The sequence below is a fragment of the Pseudomonas sp. yb_9 genome (assembly GCF_043103635.1).
Classification (GTDB): Bacteria; Pseudomonadota; Gammaproteobacteria; order Pseudomonadales; family Pseudomonadaceae; genus Aquipseudomonas; species Aquipseudomonas monteilii.
On the sequence record NZ_JBICKA010000047.1, the window covers coordinates 49210 to 63091 of the forward strand.

The window sequence follows — 13882 nt, forward strand, 5'->3', positions numbered from 1 at the left end:
GCATGGCGGCTCGGGGACCTAGAGCCGGGGGGGACTTTGTTGGCCAAAATCGGATTGTGGCCGAAGAATCGAGCGCCGCTTGCGCGGCGCATCGCGAGCTACGCTCGCTCCTACGGGTATTCATCGTAGGAGCGAGCGTAGCTCGCGATTGCGATCAATCAGGCGCCGACGAGTGCCGGTTGGCCTTCGTTCTCCGGATGCAGCGGCAACAGCGGCGAATGTGGGTCGTTCTTGATCGACGCACGCCACACATCGATCCACGCCGCATTGGGCTCGGCCCACACCTGCTCGTGCAGGCGGCTCAAGGCCACCGGGTCGCTGAGCAGGGCCAGGCGGGTATTGAGGTCCAGCCCTTTCGGCCCAACCTCCATGGCCTTGGCCACACGCTCAGCACGCAGCGCTTCGATCGGCGCCGCCTGACCATGACGGGCAGTGGCCATGGCACAAGCCAGGGCGTTCTGGCGTGGGTCGACCACGGCCCGCACGAAGCCGTCATGCAGGGCATGCCAGCGGTTCTCGTGGGTGTACCGGTCGGTGGCCAGCAACTCTTGCGGGGTAGCGTATTCCTCGGGAATGAGGAACAGCTTCTCGTCTTTGGCTGCCAGGCCCAGGCGCGTACGGCTGGAAATCACCGAAACCGGGATCGACAGCACCAGCGAGCCAACGATAGGCGCCAGCCACCACAGGAAGCTCGGGTTCAGCCACGCCACCAGCCCAGCCCAGGCAATACCCAGCAGGGTTTGCGGACCATGGCGGCGCACAGCCTCGCCCCACGGAGTGGAGTCGTCGTCACGTTGCGGCGAATTCCAGGTCGCGGCCCAGCCGAGGAACGCGGCCAGCACGAAGCGGGTGTGGAAGATCATGCGCACCGGTGCCAACAGCATGGAGAACAGCATCTCCATCAGCATCGACAAGGTGACCTTGACGCGCCCGCCGAACTCGACGGCACCTTTGGCCCAGATCAGGATGACACTGAGCAGCTTGGGCAGGAACAGCAGCACGATGGTGGTGGAGAACAGCGCCACGGCCTTCTCCGGGTGCCACTGCGGCCACAGCGGGTACAACTGGTACGGCTCGATGAAGTACTGAGGCTCCATCAGGGTGTTGGTCGCCAGCAGCGCAGTCGACAGCACCAGGAACAGGAACCACAGCGGCGCCGACAGGTACGACATCACCCCGGTGAGGAACACCGCACGGTGCACCGGGTGCATGCCCTTGACCAGGAACAGGCGGAAGTTCATCAGGTTGCCGTGGCACCAGCGGCGGTCCCGCTTGAGCTCGTCCAGCAGGTTTGGCGGCAGCTCTTCATAGCTACCCGGTAGGTCGTAGGCGATCCACACGCCCCAGCCGGCACGGCGCATCAGCGCGGCTTCGACGAAGTCGTGAGAAAGGATTGCACCGGCGAACGCGCCCTTGCCCGGCAACGGCGCCAGGGCGCAGTGCTCGATGAACGGCTTCATACGGATGATCGCGTTATGGCCCCAGTAGTGCGACTCGCCCAGCTGCCAGAAGTGCAGGCCGGCGGTGAACAGCGGGCCGTACACGCGGGTGGCGAACTGCTGCATACGTGCATACAGGGTATCCATGCCCGAGGCTTTCGGCCCGGTCTGGATGATGCCGGCGTCCGGGTTGGCCTCCATCAGGCGCACCAGGCTGCTCAGGCACTCGCCGCTCATGACGCTGTCGGCGTCGAGCACGACCATGTACTTGTACTCGCCACCCCAACGACGGCAGAAGTCGTCGAGGTTGCCGCTCTTGCGCTTCACCCGGCGCCGACGGCGGCGGTAGAAGATGCGGCCAAAGCCTTTGGTTTCGCGGCACACGTCCAGCCAGGCCTGTTGCTCGGCCACGGCAATGTCGGTGTCGTTGGTGTCGCTGAGCACGAAGAAGTCGAAACGGTCGAGGTTGCCGCTGGCGGCCACCGACTCGAACGTTGCACGCAGGCCGGCGAACACGCGCGGCACGTCTTCGTTACAGATCGGCATAACCAGTGCGGTACGCGCCTCGGGTGCAATCGGCTCGTTGCCGGCGCTGCTGCCCGAAATCTTGTACTTGTCGCGCCCGGTGAGCAGCTCGAGGAAGCCCATGAGCGCAGTCCAGAAGCCCGCCGACACCCAGCAGAACAGGATGCCGAAGAGAATCAGGATGGAGGTTTGCAAGGCATACGGCCACACCTGCACCACCGTATCCCACAGCGACTGGTTGAGGATTTCGTCGAGGTCGACGAACGACCAGCCTTGGTAGGGCAGGATGCCCTTCATGTACCAGCCGGCGACGATGGTCTGGCCGATCATCAGGGCCAGCAAGATGTAGCGGCGGATCGAGCCGACCGTGCGCCAGCGCGCCGGCGGCAGCTCGCGCTTGGGTGGCTGCGGGGCATTGGTGCGGCCGGTCATGCGCCGCCACATGCGGATCAGCACGTTGGTGCGCCAAGGCTCTGGCACCACTTTGGTGCGTTTGATCGGCGGGGCGATTTTCAGGCACAGGCGGCCGCTGCCGTCGACACCGAGCATTTCGGCGTCTTCCAGCTCGGCGGCGCTGCCCACGGTCAGGCGCGGGCCCACCGAGGCCTGCACGGCCTCGGCAGCGTCGGCGGCCGGTTTGGCCGCCAAACGTTGGTGCAGCTCACTGAACGACGTGCAATTGGCGAGCTCCGCCCGTTGCTCGTCACTCAGTGGTAGGTGAGCCAGGTACTCGCCAAGCGATACTGGCCTTGCGCTTGAGTTACTCATCGGCAGGCAACTGATAGCTCCAGGTCTCGGTCAGCACCTTCTCGGTGGTGGCCGGGGCCCCGTTGGTGGGCGCCGCATCGGCGGCAGGTTGTTCGGCCTTGGCAGTTTGCTCAGCCTTGACGGCTTTCTCGGCCTTGGCATGTTTGGCTGCGGCCTTGTCCTGCTTGGCGTCCTGCGCAGGCTTGGCGGGTTCGACCGGCACATCGCGCACCAGCGCGGCACGCATTTCGGTCGATTTGTTGGCTTCCTTGACCTTCAAGCGCAGGGTCAGGCGCCAGCCCTTGGTCTCAGGGTTATAGCGCAGATTGTTCTCGACCACCTCGGCGTTGTCGCCCACGCTGATCTGGCTGCGCACGGCGGTGTCTTCCGGCAGTGCGGCCAGGGCCGGGCCGGCGAAGTCGACCAGGAAGGCCACGCTGCCGTCTGGCTGGCGAATCAGGTTGGACTGCTTCACGTCACCGGTGGAACGCAGGGTCTGCTTGACCGAGCCCAACTCAGGCGCCTGGAACTTCGCCTCGTTGATGGTCCAGTGCAGGCGGTAGGCGTACTCGAACGGCTTGCCTGGCTCCGGCAGCTTTTCCGGGCTCCAGAAGGCAACGATGTTGTCGTTGGTCTCGTCGGCAGTCGGGATTTCGACCAGGTCGACGGTACCTTTGCCCCAATCACCCTTCGGCTCGATCCAGGCGCTTGGGCGCTTCTGGTAGTTGTCGTCGAGGTCTTCGTAGTCGCTGAAGGCGCGCTGACGCTGCATCAGGCCGAAACCACGCGGATTCTCGACACTGAAGTTGCTCACGGCCAGGTGTTTCGGGTTGTTCAGCGGGCGCCAGATCCACTCGCCATTGCCGGCGTGGATCGACAGGCCTTCGGAGTCGTGCAGGGCCGGGCGGTAGTTGAGCACCTTGGACGGCTGGTTAGGGCCGAACAGGTACATGCTGGTCAGCGGGGCTATGCCCAGGCGGCTGACCTGGTCACGCAGGAAGACCTGGGACTGTACGTCGACCACGGTATCGTTGCCCGGGCGCAGGGTCAGCTTGTAGGCACCGGTGGAGCGTGGCGAATCCAGCAGGGCGTAGATCACCAGGTGCTTGTCGGCCGGTTTGGGTTTTTCGACCCAGAACTCGGTGAAGCGCGGGAATTCCTCGCCCGATGGCAGCGCGGTGTCGATGGCCAGGCCACGGGCCGACAGGCCGTACACGTGGCCCTTGCCGACCACACGGAAATAGCTGGCGCCAAGCAGGGTCATGATCTCATCCTGCTTGTCGGCCTTGTTGATCGGGTACAGCACGCGGAAGCCGGCGTAACCCAGATTTTTGGTGGTTTCCGGGTCGTGTGGCACGTCACCGAACTCGAAGCGGCTCGGGTCGTACTTGATTTCCTCGACCTTGGTGGCGGTGACCTCGTTGATTTTTACCGGGGTATCGAAGTGCATGCCCTGGTGATAGAACGACAGCTTGAACGGGGTCTTGTCCTTGGCCCACTCGGCCTTTTCCTGCAGGAAATGAATTTTCTGATAGTCCGCAAACTTCATGTCGCGGAATACGGCCGGCAGGTTGCTTTTGGGTGCTTCGTACTTCTGGCCGGCCAGATCCTTTGCCTTGGCTGCAACATCGTCAAGATTGAATGCCCACAGCTGGCCCGCGCTCATCAGGCCGACCAGTGCCACACTGGCCATCAAAGCCTTGCGCAGCCCGGTTCCGGGGATTCTTGATGCTTTTTGGGGACTAACAATCACGAGCAACCCTCGCCGAAAACAGATCATGAAACCAACGGCCAGCGACAAATGCCGGGTTGGCGAGCACTGTTCGGACCCCGTGAGGGCGTAATGATTCCCCAAACGGATCCAGACAATGCTCGAGTCAGAGTGAAACGAACCTGCGAACGCAGGTCCATGCAGCGCGCGATTATCCAGCAGGTCGCGTGACAACGCATCAGGCTGGAACAACTATTTATCGTACAAAACCCCTTGTTTTCCCATAAACAAAGGGTTTTTTGAGTTCACATTTGTAACATAAATGTTACGGGGCCATCATTGACCAGGTGCACCTGCATATCCGCACCGAAGCGGCCACTGGCCACGTCGGTGTGCTGCGCGTTTGCCTGCTGCAAAAGATAGCCGAACAACTCGGCGCCGAGGGCCGGTGGCGCTGCCGTCGAGAAGCTCGGGCGCATGCCGTTGCGGGTGTCCGCCGCCAAGGTGAACTGCGACACCAGCAACAAACCGCCACCGACATCCTTGAGCGACAGGTTCATCTTGCCCTGCTCGTCGCTGAACACACGGTAGTTCAACAGCTTGTGCAACAGCTTATCGGCCTGTTCACGGGAATCTTCAGGCTCGACGGCCACCAGCACCAGCAAACCCTGGTCGATGGCGCCGACCACCTCGCCCGCCACTTCAACCCGCGCACCCCGCACGCGCTGGAGCAGGCCCCTCATGCTTCTTCCAGCGGCAGGTCGAGCAGGCGCCGGGCCATCTGGTCGGCCGCACGCACCAGGGCATCGGTAATACCCGGCTCGGAAGCCGCGTGGCCGGCGTCGCGGATGACTTTCAGCTCGCTGTTCGGCCAGGCCTGGTGCAGTGCCCAGGCGTTGTCCAGCGGGCAGATCACGTCGTAGCGGCCGTGCACGATAACCGCCGGCAGGTGGGCGATTTTCGGCAGGTCGCGGATCAGCTGGTCCGGCTCGAGGAAGGCATTGTTCATGAAGTAGTGGCATTCGATGCGGGCGATCGACAGCGCACGTTGCGGCTCGGAGAAGCGATCGACCACCAGCGGGTTGGGGCGCAGGGTGGCCGTGCGGCCTTCCCAGGTGGACCAGGCCTTGGCGGCGTGCATCTGGGCAATCTGGTCATTTCCGGTCAGGCGCTTGTGGAAAGCCTTGACCAGATCGCCGCGCTCTTCCGACGGAATTGGCGCGATGTAGTCCTGCCAGTAGTCCGGGAACATTCGGCTGGCGCCTTCCTGGTAGAACCACTCGATCTCCTGCGGCCGGCACAGGAAGATGCCGCGCAGGATCAACCCATGCACGCGCTCGGGGTGGGTCTGGGCATAGGCCAGGGCCAGGGTGGAGCCCCAGGAACCGCCGAACAGCACCCACTTGTCGATACCCAGGTGCTCACGAATGCGCTCCAGGTCCTCGACCAGGTGCCAGGTGGTGTTGTTCTCCAGGCTCGCGTGTGGCGTGGAGCGGCCACAGCCGCGCTGGTCGAAGGTGATGATGCGGTACAGCGTGGGGTCGAAGTAGCAACGGCTCTGGGCGTCGCAACCGGCGCCCGGGCCGCCGTGGATGAACACCACCGGCAGACCTTCGGGCGAGCCGCTTTCGTCGACATACAGCACATGCGGCGCTTCCACGGCCAGATCGTGCCGGGCGTAGGGTTTGATCTGCGGGTAGAGGGTCTGCATTGCGCACTCCGTGTGAGGATATTGACTGCCGTTGGGCATCATAAACCTGAATTGCGCTTAGAGCACCGTCCTCTAGGGTACGGCCACAAACCGGGCACACATATTTACCTCCAGCAGGCCAGGCAGCCCCCCGATAGTCCCTTGTCCCATACCTAGCAAGGGCCCACCATGCCAACCTCAGCCACCACGTCGCCTAGTGTTCATTACACCACCATCGAGCGCAAGATCCCCAATTGGCTCAGGCACGCCCCGCCAGAGGTTCATCGCGCCATGCGCAACGGGCAGCAGGCTCCAGCCTGGCTGGCCACAGCGATCCAGCGGCTACCGAAAATCGCCAAGGCATGGCAGGAAGAACATGCCCGTCACCGCGAACACCAGGCACAGGTGCAGAAACTGTTCGAACAGCTACCTGACCTGCAAGCCTACGCCGCCCAGGCCCTGACTGAAGCCATCAAGCAGCGATTCGGCCTCGACCTGGATGTGCACAACACGTACCTGGTCGATGCCCGCCTGATCGACTCGACCAACGCAAGCGACGCGCGCATGGCCGTAAACCAGGCCACCCGCTCTCTGCTGCAAAGCGCCCTACACAACTTTGACCAGGACGCCGCTGCCGAGCAAGGCATGGACGCGCCCAAGGCGCTGCTGAAGAAGTCCGTCATCCTCGATCATCGGCGCTTCATGGGCACCGTCCCGATCCGCAATGCAGTGGATATCAACGCCGAAGCCTTCGCCGACCTGTGCCGCACGCTGGACATCGGTGGCAAGTACCATGACCTGGTGCATGCGATCTATTACCCTCCGGGCGCGCAGCGCAGCGCGGATGAAGCCAGGCAGTCCGTTTACCAGACCCTGGAGCAAGCAGAGGTTTCGGCCTTCCGGCAGTCTTTGCATTTCGCCCGCCTCAAAGGCGATATCAGCGAGGCGCTGTACACCGCAGCCCTTGCAGTCCCCGTAGACCAGCCGCTATCGGCATCCTCGCCCGTAACGTTCAGCTTTCTCGACTTGTGGGAAGCGGAGCTGACCGGGGTTGTGCTGATCACCATGCGCGCCGCAGGTCATCAGGCCGTGGCACTGTACATCCCGGAGGACAGCGCAGAGCCCCTCAAGGAATTTACAACCCTGGAGGCTTTGCAGGCCGACTTGCGCGACAGGCTTCAGGCCAACATCAGTTACCTGGACAAGCACATCGCCGACCGCGACAAGGCATCGACGATCACTCGTCTCAAGGACCGTCTCACGCCCATCGCGTGGAGCGTTCGCGGGGTACGTGAGCGTGTCCCCGACCCGCATGCCGCCCTGTATCCGGTTAAAAAGCCATTCAGCCACGCGTTCCAGGGCGTCATGGCCTTCCAGAAAGCCGAACGGCATGAAAAGGATGTTCTGTTCCACGCAACTCCAACCGATATCGTCGACCGGCGCACCGCCCAGGCTCACCGGGAGCTGATCGCCAGTCGTGTGCTGACGGGCCTGAACATCGCCGGTTTCTTCGTGCCTGGACTGGGCGAGTTGATGCTTGCCGTCTGCGTGACCCAACTCGCTTACGAGGTATACGAAGGCATCGAGGCCTGGAAGAACGACGAACGCGACATGGCGTTCACCTACATGGTCGATGTCATTGAGAACGTGGCAATCATGGCCGCTTTGGCCGCAGCAGCCAAAGCAGCTGGAAGCCTGTCAGGTAGTGAAGGTGCCGGTGCGCTGGAAGGGCCGGAGGTAGAAAATGTTGCGGTGACGACACCCTCCTTCATCGAAGAGCTGGTGGAAGTCGAGCTACCGGATGGCAGCACACGCCTGTGGAACCAGGACCTGACCCCCTTCGAACAAGACGTCACGCTCCCATCAAACGCCAGCCCCGATGGGCTTGGGCTGTACCGTCAGGATGGCAAGATCTGGCTACGCCTCGAAGGCAAGACATTTTCACTCAAATGGAATGCCGACACCGGCACCTACAGCATTGAGCACCCCGCCAAGGCAGGCGGGTACGAGCCACCACTGCGGCACAATGGCGCCGGGGCGTGGCTGCAGGTAACGGACAAGCCGCTGAGCTGGTCGGGCATCGCACTGCTGCGCCGCATCGGTCACTTGAATGCCCAATTCGACGAACCGACGTTGCAACGAGTAATTGCGGTGAGCGACACCCACGAAGACGTACTGCGTCGGGCTTTGGCCGAGAACCAGCGGCTGCCGGCCTTGCTGGAAGACACGCTGCAACGCTTCAAGCTGGACGAAACGATCCGCCGGTCGCCGGACGCAAGCAGCTGGCCAGCCGAGTTTTCCCGGGCTTACGCCCGCGTATCGAGCGAACTGCCGCCGGAAGCTGAGACCATCCGGCGGGTATATCCGAACCTGCCAGTCGCCATAATCGCTGAGCTGGAGCGCGGCGCCAACGCCAGCGAACGGCAAATGCTCGGCAGCGGCAAAGTTCCCATGCGCCTTGGCGAGGAGATCCGCGTCTACCAGCAACACATCCGCCTTGCACGCGCCCGCGAAGGGATATACCTGTCGTGTGTGCCAAACTGGGACAGCGACCGACTGATCATGCACACGCTTGAGCGCCTGCCAGGCTGGCCCGCGGAAACAAAACTGCAGATGCTCCAGCGCATGTCCTGGCCTGCCCAGGAGCAGCGTATCGGCCCGCAGGACACGCGGCCCTACCCGACCATCACCCATGCAGGGGCAGGCTACATCGTGCACGATGAAAGCCGCCCCAATGCAGCGGTAACAGCATACCCAGACCTTTATGCCGCGTTGTACCAGGCGCTGCCTGAGGCCATGACGCAGTTGGGCGTCGCAGATCAGCTAGCGCTGAAGCGCCTGGTACAGGAAAGCCCCCTACTGCCCCGTTCGACCATGAGGACGATACTGGGCATGCAACCGGTTCGTCCCGGCTACCGTTCGCCCATGCGCTTGGCCGATGGGCGCCTGGGCTATCCGCTGAGTGGGGGCCGCCAGGCAACACAAGGCGTTACCCGCCAGCGCCTGATCGACGCGGTCGAAGCAACAGGACTCGTTGAACATACCGGGCTATCGGCGGACCAGATACTGCTTTCGCTTGCCAGTGGTGGCCGCACGCAAGTACAGATTCTCGAGCATCTGCAGGTGCTGCTGGAGCAGCGCAATGAACTGCAAAGCAGGCTGGCGGACTGGAGCGAGGGCATTTCACCCGAGACAGCGCAGGCTGCACGCGACCACAACGGCCTGCACGAGTCGATCATGCAACACTGGTATGACACCGCCCTGGCGGATGACACCCAGCACACGGCCGAGCTGCGTGTTACCCGCGTCCCCTTGGCCGATATCCCTCTCACCCTGCCCGATTTCTTCACCAATCGCGTGCGCAGCCTGAGCCTGCTCGATCTACCGTCAGGCAGCCTCTCCGGCTGGGCACAGCACGAACGCTTGCTACAACGCCTGCTCAGGCAGATGCCGCAGCTCGAATCACTGGAAATCAGCCGGCCCTATAACCCCAGGTCTACACCTTCTTTCTTTCTGCTCAGTGTCCCTTCCATCACCCAGATCCTGCCCGAGCTGCAACGGCTGGTGCTCACCAACCAGAACCTGCCGTTCTCCGAAAATGAACTCAACCTGTTGGCGGGGCTTCGCCAGTTGAGGTACCTGGACCTGAGTGGCAATCGCCTGGCCCCGAACAATAGCCCAAGCTTCCATGAACTGTCCCTGGATTTTCTGGGCCTGGATCACATGCAACTGGCACAGTGGCCGATCGGGATTGGCAGTGATGCCCTGGGGCGTATCGCCCGCCTGTCCATGCGCAACAACAACCTCAGGTCATTGCCATCATTCCTGCTCAATGAAGCCGACGCACTGCCCAACCCGACGGTGATCGCACTCGAAGGCAACCCTGTCAACGAAACCCATTTACAGCGTTTGCTGCTGAACGAGCGGACCGAGACAGCCGGTATTACCGTGGATGTGCCTGCAGAGTTGACAGGCCGGCTTGCACGCATTCGCGATGAGCGCCAGCAGATGCGCGACGCGATCGAAGGCTGGGCCCAGGCGTCCAGTTCCAGCAACCCGCTGACCCAGGCCGCGCTGGCGGACAGGCAGCGCATTCAGGCAGCGATCAGCCAGTTCTGGGAGCAACAGGAGCAGGGCCAGCGATACCTGCGCCTGCAACTGGAGGACGTGGCTGTCGATCAGTTCCCCAGGCGGCTTCCAGCATTCTTTGATGAGCGGGTTCAGGCACTCGTCCTGACCCGCACCATCGGCACCGCGTCGCAACTCGAAGACCTGCTCAGCCGCTTCCCCAATGTCACCCGGCTGACCATCGATGCACATCAGGCGGCCACTTCCTCACTGGCCTCTGCCTTGGCGCGCCTTCCCCAACTCAACTATCTGGAGTTTCGCAACATGGGGCTGGCCGTCGACCAGGCCATGCTGGAAGTCTTCGCGGGCCTGGAACACCTGACGTCACTGGACTTGTCCGGTAACCACGTCGGTACCATCAGCCAAGTACCCGCACGGCTGTCCAGCAACCTGCAATCACTTGCGCTGACCAACATGAACCTGCAAGCCTGGCCCAGCTGGTGCGACAGCTTGCTGCCGCTGGAACTGCTGGACTTGAGTAACAACCGCATTACCCAATTGCCCGAGCACATTCTCTCGAACCTGAACAATCCCATGCCGATTTCGTCGATCTCGCTGTTCGACAATCCATTGCCCCTTGAGACCATCATGCGTGTCCGCGCATTCTCGGACAGCCAGCACAGTTTTTCCTTTGCGCTGGACATCCCGGACAACCTGTTGCTTGTCAATTCTTCGAGCGAAGGATCACTCGACCATCCTCACTTCCCTCTGATGAGCGACGATACGCCCAGGCTCGAAGACTGGATGCTGGGTAACGAGGCCCAGAACGAGGCCTTGCGCGACTGCTGGGAAATGCTCGAAGGCAGTGATCTGCTGCGCCTGGCAGGCCGTTTGCGCAATGCTGCGCCCTATATGGACCCGACCTCGCAAGCCAGCTTCTGCGAGCGGGTGCGCATGGTGCTGGTTGTGGCCGCCAGCAACGAAGCTGAGCGCCCGTTGATGGAGAGTATCGCCGCGGCCGCATTGCCTCACCCGGAAACCGGCTCGCAGACTTGCCACGATGGTGCCCTGCAGGAGTTCAACAATATCGAGTTGTACCTGATGGGACAGCGCCTGATGATCGAGGCTGGCGATACCCTGCAAACGTTGCGCAGGCGCCTGTTGCAGCTGTTCAGGGTCGAGCAGCTGGAACTACTGGCCCAGCAGCGATCCGGCTCGGGCGACAGGGTTTCGGTGCGACTGGCCTACCGCCGCGAACTGGCCAGGGAGCTCGACCTTCCACTGGCCGACAGCATGCGTTTTCGAAGTGCCGCAAACCTGGCGCCGGATGAACTGTCGCAGGTGCTGGAAAAGGTGCGCAAAAGTGAACTGGGCGATCCCCTGGTCGACTACATGCTGGCGAACACGGACTGGGTTGCACGCCTGAGAGCCGAGCATGCCGACCGCTTTGCACAAGTAGAGGCACGCTTCCGACAGCATGTGCTTGAACTGGCCAGCAAGGACCACTCACTTGAGGAGGAATTGAGCCTGCAGCAGAGATTGCAAAACGATAAAAATCTGGAGGAGCAGGAACTGTTGCGTGAGCTCACGATAGCGCAGATTAACAGCTGATCACTCCCTGCAACTGGCGACGCGCATTGCCCGCAGCGCGTCGCCACCTTCACGGGCGAACTTCAACGCCCATACTGCGCCTTGCCCCAATCCAGCAGTGCCTGCAAAAGCTGCGTCAATACCTGCTGAGTCGGTTGCGCCAGGTCTTCGCGGTAGGCAAATGGCTCGGTCTCATTCATGTAGGTGCACTGCGCCAGCTCCAGTTGGACGGCATGGATGTGGTTGGCCGGGTCGCCGTAATACCGGGTGATGTGCCCACCCTTGAAGCGGCCATTGAGTACATGGCTGTAGTTTTGGGCTTCGGCACATACGCCCTTCAACCGCTCGGCCAGCAGCGGATCGCAGCTGGCGCCATTGAAGGTACCTAGGTTGAAGTCCGGTAACTTGCCATCGAACAGGTGCGGGATGCGCGAGCGGATCGAGTGGGCATCCCACAGCAGTGCATAACCAAACTGTTCGCGCAAGCGCTCCAGTTCACGGCGAAGCGTGCCGTGATACGGGCGCCAGATCTGCTCCAGGTAGCGCTTGCGTTCTTCGCCAGACGGCGCCAGCCCCTCTTTGAACAGCGGTTCGCCTTCAAACAACGTGGCCGGGTACAGGCCAGTGGTGGCGCCGGCGTACAGCGGCTTGTCGTCATCCGGGCGGTTCAGGTCGATGACGAAGCGCGAGTACTCTGCAGCTACCACGCTGGCGCCCATGTCGCGGGCGAAGTCGTACAGCTGCGGGATGTGCCAGTCGGTGTCCGGCAAGCTGCGCGCCTCATCGACCAGGCCATCGCGCACGGCGTCGCTCAGGCGCAGGCCGGCATGCGGCATGCTGATCAGCAGCGGCAGGTGGCCTTGATGAAAACTCAGTACCTTGTCCATCGTGCCTCGCTTAGTGGGAAATTTCGTGGCCCTTGCGCACCACGCGCTTGAGCAGGTCGCCACCCAGCCAGTAGGCCAGGTCGGCGGGGCGTTCGATTTGCCAGGCGACGAAGTCGGCTACCTTGCCCACTTCCAGCGAGCCGTGGCTGTCGCCAAGGCCCAGCGCCGTGGCGGCATGCACGGTGACGCCAGCCAAGGCTTCTTCTGGCGTCATGCGGAAACAGGTGCAGCCCATGTTCAACATCAGCCGCAGCGACAACCCTGGCGAAGTGCCGGGGTTGAGGTCGCTGGCCAGGGCAATCTTCACCCCGTGGCGGCGCAAGGCCTCCATCGGTGGCAGCTGGGTTTCACGCAGGAAATAGAAGGCGCCCGGCAGCAGCACGGCGACGGTGCCGGCTGCGGCCATGGCAATGGCGTCTTCCTCGGTCATGAACTCCAGGTGGTCGGCCGACAGTGCCTGGTAACGCGCTGCCAGGCTGGAGCCGTGCAGCGACGACAATTGTTCGGCGTGCAGCTTGACCGGCAGGCCCAGTTCGCGTGCCTTGATGAACAGCCGCTCGACCTGGGCCGGGGAAAACGCCAGGTGTTCGCAGAATGCATCCACGGCGTCCACCAGGCCCTCGGCAGCCAGGGCCGGCAGCATCTCGTCACAGATGTGCGCGATGTAGTCGTCGGGCCGGCCGGCGTATTCCGGCGGCAAGGCGTGCGCGGCCAGACAGGTGGCGCGCACCGCCAGCGGCAGTTCGTCGGCCAGGCGCCGGGCCACGCGCAGCATCTTGCGTTCGTTGGCCAGGTCCAGGCCGTAGCCGGACTTGACCTCGATCATGGTCACGCCATCGCGCATCAGCGCCTGAACCCGCTGGCGAGCACTGGCGAACAGCTCGTCTTCGCTGGCGGCACGGGTAGCCCGCACGGTGCTGGCGATACCGCCGCCCTGGGCAGCGATTTCGGCATAGCTCACGCCCTGCAGGCGCTGCTCGAACTCACCGCTGCGGTTACCACCGAACACCGCGTGGGTGTGGCAGTCGATCAGCCCCGGGGTGACCCAGGCGCCGTCCAGGTCCACCGTGCGGTCAGCATCGACCGGCGCCAGTTCGGCGCGCGGGCCGATCCACTCGATCAGCCCGGCACAGGTGACGATGGCCGCGTCCTCGATGGCCGAATAACGGCCCTCGGCCATGGTTGCCACATGGCAATGCTGCCAGAGGGTTCTCATGCATAATCT

The 13882-nt window shown here is 62.8% G+C and carries 7 protein-coding genes; 1 reads left to right on the forward strand and 6 read right to left on the reverse strand.

Annotated elements, in window-relative coordinates; all coding sequences use genetic code 11:
• Window positions 1-158 precede the first annotated feature (158 nt).
• The 4 genes from mdoH to pip all read right to left on the reverse strand — a co-directional run bounded on the left by mdoH (window position 159) and on the right by pip (window position 6133).
• On the reverse strand, window positions 159-2732 hold the full coding sequence (mdoH, locus tag ACF8MI_RS13215; RefSeq protein WP_060500623.1) for a glucans biosynthesis glucosyltransferase MdoH: 2574 nt from the start codon (window positions 2730-2732) through the stop codon (window positions 159-161).
• A complete protein-coding gene (locus ACF8MI_RS13220) occupies window positions 2725-4464 on the reverse strand; it encodes a glucan biosynthesis protein G (protein ID WP_201296075.1) in 1740 nt (579 codons plus the stop codon). The genes mdoH and ACF8MI_RS13220 overlap by 8 nt, the downstream gene beginning before the upstream one ends.
• Window positions 4465-4727: 263 nt before the next feature.
• Window positions 4728-5165, reverse strand: coding sequence for a D-aminoacyl-tRNA deacylase (gene dtd / locus ACF8MI_RS13225; protein WP_200928864.1), 438 nt, complete (start codon window positions 5163-5165; stop codon window positions 4728-4730).
• The gene (gene pip / locus ACF8MI_RS13230) at window positions 5162-6133 is read right to left on the reverse strand and encodes a prolyl aminopeptidase (RefSeq protein WP_104833822.1); all 972 of its coding nucleotides are present in this window, start codon (window positions 6131-6133) and stop codon (window positions 5162-5164) included. The genes dtd and pip overlap by 4 nt, the downstream gene beginning before the upstream one ends.
• Before the next feature lie 168 nt (window positions 6134-6301).
• Between pip and ACF8MI_RS13235 the strand changes: the two genes are divergently transcribed.
• A complete protein-coding gene (locus ACF8MI_RS13235) occupies window positions 6302-11791 on the forward strand; it encodes a dermonecrotic toxin domain-containing protein (RefSeq protein ID WP_233458200.1) in 5490 nt (1829 codons plus the stop codon).
• A gap of 62 nt (window positions 11792-11853) precedes the next feature.
• On the opposite strand, the gene hutG is transcribed toward ACF8MI_RS13235, so the two are convergent.
• Both hutG and hutI read right to left on the reverse strand, forming a co-directional pair.
• Window positions 11854-12657, reverse strand: a complete 804-nt coding sequence (gene hutG, locus ACF8MI_RS13240; protein WP_164525161.1) for an N-formylglutamate deformylase — start codon at window positions 12655-12657, stop codon at window positions 11854-11856.
• Window positions 12658-12667: 10 nt separating this feature from the next.
• Window positions 12668-13873: an imidazolonepropionase gene (gene hutI, locus ACF8MI_RS13245; RefSeq protein ID WP_060500631.1), complete on the reverse strand. Its 1206-nt coding sequence runs from the start codon at window positions 13871-13873 to the stop codon at window positions 12668-12670.
• Window positions 13874-13882 lie beyond the last annotated feature (9 nt).

Excerpts from the sequence above, each read along its gene's own strand:
- hutI (WP_060500631.1), bottom strand. The coding sequence starts at position 13,873 with ATGAGAACCCTCTGGCAGCATTGCCATGTGGCAACCATGGCCGAGGGC.
- dtd (WP_200928864.1), bottom strand. The coding sequence starts at position 5,165 with ATGAGGGGCCTGCTCCAGCGCGTGCGGGGTGCGCGGGTTGAAGTGGCG.
- ACF8MI_RS13235 (WP_233458200.1), top strand. The coding sequence starts at position 6,302 with ATGCCAACCTCAGCCACCACGTCGCCTAGTGTTCATTACACCACCATC.
- pip (WP_104833822.1), bottom strand. The coding sequence starts at position 6,133 with ATGCAGACCCTCTACCCGCAGATCAAACCCTACGCCCGGCACGATCTG.
- hutG (WP_164525161.1), bottom strand. The coding sequence starts at position 12,657 with ATGGACAAGGTACTGAGTTTTCATCAAGGCCACCTGCCGCTGCTGATC.
- mdoH (WP_060500623.1), bottom strand. The coding sequence starts at position 2,732 with ATGAGTAACTCAAGCGCAAGGCCAGTATCGCTTGGCGAGTACCTGGCT.